6 protein-coding genes are annotated in these 4,439 nt (G+C 64.6%); 2 read left to right on the top strand and 4 right to left on the bottom strand.

Going from position 1 to position 4,439, the window contains the following annotated elements:
- Together BP858_RS00450 and BP858_RS00445 are read left to right on the top strand one after the other, a co-directional pair.
- On the top strand, positions 1–384 hold a 384-nt coding region (locus BP858_RS00450; RefSeq protein WP_286878540.1), incomplete at its 5' end, for an ABC transporter substrate-binding protein.
- Between the two features lie 132 nt (positions 385–516).
- Positions 517–1,260, top strand: coding sequence for a sugar phosphate isomerase/epimerase family protein (locus BP858_RS00445; RefSeq protein ID WP_286878539.1), 744 nt, complete (start codon positions 517–519; stop codon positions 1,258–1,260).
- Positions 1,261–1,264: 4 nt separating this feature from the next.
- Here the strand turns inward: BP858_RS00445 and BP858_RS00440 are convergent, their stop codons facing one another.
- The 4 genes from BP858_RS00440 to BP858_RS00425 form a co-directional block, all read right to left on the bottom strand.
- Positions 1,265–1,666, bottom strand: a complete 402-nt coding sequence (locus BP858_RS00440) for a hypothetical protein (protein ID WP_214166159.1) — start codon at positions 1,664–1,666, stop codon at positions 1,265–1,267.
- A 7-nt stretch (positions 1,667–1,673) separates the two neighbouring features.
- Entirely contained in the window at positions 1,674–2,459 is a 786-nt protein-coding gene (locus tag BP858_RS00435) for an energy-coupling factor transporter transmembrane component T family protein (RefSeq protein ID WP_286878538.1), read from the bottom strand.
- Complete coding sequence (locus BP858_RS00430) at positions 2,390–3,889, bottom strand: ABC transporter ATP-binding protein (RefSeq protein WP_286878537.1); 1,500 nt, start codon at positions 3,887–3,889, stop codon at positions 2,390–2,392. Before BP858_RS00430 ends, BP858_RS00435 begins: the two co-directional genes overlap by 70 nt.
- The coding region (locus BP858_RS00425; protein WP_286878536.1) for a hypothetical protein at positions 3,879–4,439 on the bottom strand (561 nt) is incomplete at its 5' end. The genes BP858_RS00430 and BP858_RS00425, both read right to left, overlap by 11 nt.

Raw genomic sequence — 4,439 nt, 5'->3', positions numbered from 1 at the left:
GCGTTCGGTTCGGTCGAGGGCTGGAGTATCGTCAGCCTTGAAGAGTTCATCACCGCAGATCCGGAGTATATCATCGTCAACTCGGGAACCGGCATGACTGAGGGGGAGAATGATGCCATCTACGATTACTTCATGACCGAGCCCAGGATGCAGGGACTCGATGCGGTCAGGAACGGCCATGTCTCTGTCATCGATGCCAGTATCATCGATCGGGGGAGCCCGCGGATCGTGGGTGCGCTGGAGGAGGTGGCAGGTAACCTCCATCCAGACCCTTTTGAGACAGAGACGCCAAAAACAACCCCGGCGGCCCAATCACCGGGTTTTGGCACGATTTCGCTCATCAGTGCATTGCTTCTCGTCTACATCTTCAGGGTAAAGCGTTAGGGTTGGAGGGGTGCCGAGGATGCAGCAGAATCCACATCAACCCCCCTATCCACGGGGCGCTTCCACCGACCGAACCCGCGTACCTGTATTGCTATGGGAGAATGAAGGAGGGCAGCAGCCTGCCCTGGTCGCATGCCAACAGGAGACAGTATAGGCTGCTCCACCTGCTGCCTGATGGACCGGCCACTCGAGGAGGCGCTCGGCCTCATATCCAGTCGGACGGGCCTCGCGGAGATCCTCTCGGACGGCCCGCACTCCCTCTTCCTCGCAGAGGAGACCTGTTACTCGTTTGACCTTGGGTATACGGTCCACGCCCCGGTCGCAGACGTCAACATCGCCTCCGAGAACGAGCACCTGCGGAGGGCGACCATCAGGGTTCTTGCAGACCTCGCTTCTGTCTGTGACCGTATCGGCGCTGCGCGGCTGGTCATTCACCCGGGGCATGTCTGGGGCGAGGAGGTGCGGGACACCGCCCGGCGGGCCCTCGACCGGTCGCTTGACGACCTGGCTGCTCTCCAGCGAGAGGTGAGCGTCAGGTTCGCCATCGAGAACATGGGGGCGTGGGATATCTGTTTCTTCAGGGAACCAGGGTTCCTCGACCGTCTCGCCGCCCTCGACCTCGGCTTTGCCCTCGATGTGGGGCACGCCCACGTCAACGGCAACCTTGAAACGTTCCTGGAAGAAGGAGAGGCGATCCACGTCCACCTGCACGACAACTGCGGCAGCCGGGACGACCACCTGGGATGCGGCGAAGGAAAGATCGATTTTCGCCGTGTACTGCAGGCCGTCCCGCGGAGCGCCACGAAGGTCGTCGAACCAAGTTCTTTTCAACAGTACGAGAGGAGCCTTGAGCACCTGCGGTCGCTCTCGCCCTGAATCTTCATGGATCCCGCCCGATCAGGCGTTCCACCGCTGTGCGGAACGCGAGAAACTCTTTTGAGATCTCAGCCCCATGAGAGCAGGGATAGGCGTTTGCGCCCCGCGCGACGATGCTGCGCCCATCGATCTCCAGCCGCAGGTGCCAGTAGGTGACATCGCAGCAGGAGTGGGCGGAGACGTACTCAGGCTCCCACCCCCAAACGCCAAGCCGATCCGCGGTCTCCGTGAACCGCGCCCACTCCTCCGGTGTGGGGGACGCCTCCATCACGGCCCCCGAGTAGCCGCCCCCACTCGCCCACTCGTAGAGGAGCCGGCCGTCCACGAGCCTGACGTAGAGAGACGGCCCGACGCTCCCGCCGATGTAGAACTCGAACGCCTCCGGGAGAGTCGTCCTGATGCACATACCCTGGTTATACGACCAGCAGGGCCAAATACCCTGCGACGAGAAGCCCCATACAGCAGATCCCGGCGATATCAGCCCTGCCCGGCGCGAGGTCCCGCATCGGCGTCCGCATACCGGAGCGGTAGCCCCGCAGATCGATGGTCAGCCCGAGGATCGTGGCTTTCCCGAGCGAGTTTGAGACCAGCGGGATGAGGATGGGAAAGAGACCCCGGACCTTGCCGGCAGGCCCCCTCCCCGGATTGTAGGCCCGGGCGAGTTGCGCCTCGTGGATCCGCTTCCCCTCAAGCTGCAGGCTCGGGATGAACCGGAGCGCTATCAGGAACATGAGCGTGTAGTCCACCGGCATCCGGAGGCGGTCCATGACATGGACCATGTCGCGCGGCTGGGTGGATATGACCAGGACCTGGAAGGCAAAGATCATCGCCGCAAACCGGAGCGACATCGCAAGCGCCAGGTCGACCGCCCCTGCCGTGACCGGGAAGGCCCCGCCGATGACCGGGACCGCCGACGGGACCAGGTAGCCGAGGGTCTCCCCGCTCTGAATGGTCAGCACCGTGAGGATGAGCAGGCTTGCCGCAAGCATGAGGAGCAGCGGCACCTGGCGGAGGAGGTCGCGGGCAAGCCCGGCAATAGCCGCTGCTGCCAGAACCGCCCCCACAAGAGCCGCGAGCATCACGGTATCGCTCGTCAGCACCGCGAGGGCCACGACGACGACGGCAAAGATCAGTTTGGTGAACGGGTGGAGGCGGTGAAAGGCGCTCTCCCGGGTGACGTACTGCATAATCTCGGGCATGGTTCCTCCACAAGGGTTCTTCCGTCAGGGACGATTCGCCCCTGTTCCATCCTGATGATCCTGTCCGCGTAATTCTCTACCAGGCGCATATCGTGCGACACCATGACGATCGTATGGCCGTCCCACCGGAGGCGGCCGAGGATGGCCATGATCTCTGCAGATTCCCGGGCATCAAGCCCAGTTGTGGGCTCGTCGAGGACGATCACCTTCGGCCTCATGGCGATGACGCAGGCTATGGCCAGGCGCTGCCGCTCGCCCCGCGAGAGCGACCGCGGGTAGGCCGCCTTCCGGTGGAGGAGGCCGACCTCGCGGAGGGCCGCATCGACCCCGGTGGCTCGCGGGGCGCCGGGGTTGATGTTCAGAAGACCAAACGCTACCTCCTCCTCCACAGTCTCGGCAAAGAGCATGGTATCTGGGTTCTGGAAGACGAGGCCCACGTGACGCGCGAGATCGCTCACCCGGGTTGTCGCAGCATCGAGGCCGTCGACAAAGACGCTTCCCGTGGTTGGGCGGAGCAGCCCGTTGAGGTGCTTGACGAGCGTCGTCTTCCCTGACCCGTTCTCCCCGACAACGGCCACGATCTCGCCCGGGGCAACATCGAGGTCGACCCCCTCGAGGGCGGTCACCCCGTCGTAGCGGTGGGTGAGCCCCCTGATCGATATGATGGGCGCTGCCGCGCCCTCCCGCTGGGGTGCAGGGGGCCGGACGGCGCCTTCCGGGCGCTGCAGGACCTCTCCGGGGCTTCCCTCTCTCGTGACAACCCCTCCCTCGATCAGGATCATCCGATCCGCGATCCCGGCGAGGTCGTCGAGTTTCTGCTCGACGATGAGCACGGCCGTGCCCTCCTCCGAGAGCCGCCGGAGAAGGTCGGCTATCGCAGCGGTCGCCTCAGCGTCCAGCTCGGCGGTCGGTTCATCCAGGATCAGGATCTCGGTGCCGAGGGCGAGGGTTGCGGCGATGGCGACCCGCTGTTTCTGCCCGCCGGAGAGGGTGTGCGGTGCCCGGTCAGCGAGATCGACGATCCCGGTCGCCGCCATCACGTGGCGGAGCCTCTTTTGCATCTCCTCACGGGAGAGACCGAGGTTCTCAAGCCCGGAGGCCACCTCCTCCTCGACGGTGGAGAAGATGAGCTGGGCTTCGGCGTCGTCGAAGACCACTCCGACGTTTCTCCCGATCCCGGCCATACCTGGGTAGTCCCGGACGTCCTTCCCGAGGATGGTCATGCTGCCCTCGAGCGTGCCTCCGTAGTCATGGTGGAGGATCCCGGACGCTGCAAGGCAGAGGGTCGTCTTCCCCGCCCCGGTAGGACCGGTGACGAAGACGATCTCCCCTCTCCGGATATCGAGGTTGATCCCGCTGAGCGCCGGCGACTCCGACCCGGGGTAGGTGTAGGAGACACCTGCAAGGGAGAGGACGGTCTCAGGAGTCATCGGCCCGCCTCGCGCCCGGGGATGGGGCTGCCTGCCCGGTGCTCCGCGAGAGGGCGCGCGATGCCGGCACCTCGAGCGCCTGCGCAACAACGGCGTTGACCGTTGCCGTGATGAGCACGATCGGGACGGTGACCGCGAGGAACGCGCTGACAGTCCCGAACTTGCCAAGGACCGTCGGGGCCACTGCGATGAGCGCGACGAGGATGAAAGAGAACCCGCTTGCCATGGTGGCCAGAAGCGTCGTCACCGCGGGAGCGAGGACGAACCGGTCTCTCAGCACCAGGTAGGCCCCCAGGCAGACGATAGCCCCGAGGGGTTCGCTGATGAGGTTTGCGGGCGGGAAGATCGAGTGGCTGATGAGGGCGCAGATGACGCCCGCCACGACACCGATCCCGAGCGCCTCCCGGAACGTGGGCACGACAAGGATGATGGCAAGGCTATAGAAGGCGATCACGAGGTTCGATACGATGGGGCCGGGGATCAGGAGGGACATGTACCTGACGATGGCCCCTACGGCAAGGAGTATGCCGACGATTGCAATATCTCTTGA

This window comes from Methanoculleus sp. UBA413, assembly GCF_002502935.1.
GTDB lineage: Archaea > Halobacteriota > Methanomicrobia > Methanomicrobiales > Methanoculleaceae > Methanoculleus > Methanoculleus bourgensis.
The sequence above is the reverse complement of the archived record's forward strand: the minus strand, read 5'-3'. Positions and strand labels throughout refer to the sequence as shown.

What these genes read in the sequence shown, in the direction of transcription:
- BP858_RS00445 (WP_286878539.1), top strand. Translation starts at nt 517, where the DNA reads ATGCCAACAGGAGACAGTATAGGCTGCTCCACCTGCTGCCTGATGGAC.
- BP858_RS00440 (WP_214166159.1), bottom strand. Translation starts at nt 1,666, where the DNA reads ATGTGCATCAGGACGACTCTCCCGGAGGCGTTCGAGTTCTACATCGGC.
- BP858_RS00435 (WP_286878538.1), bottom strand. Translation starts at nt 2,459, where the DNA reads ATGCCCGAGATTATGCAGTACGTCACCCGGGAGAGCGCCTTTCACCGC.
- BP858_RS00430 (WP_286878537.1), bottom strand. Translation starts at nt 3,889, where the DNA reads ATGACTCCTGAGACCGTCCTCTCCCTTGCAGGTGTCTCCTACACCTAC.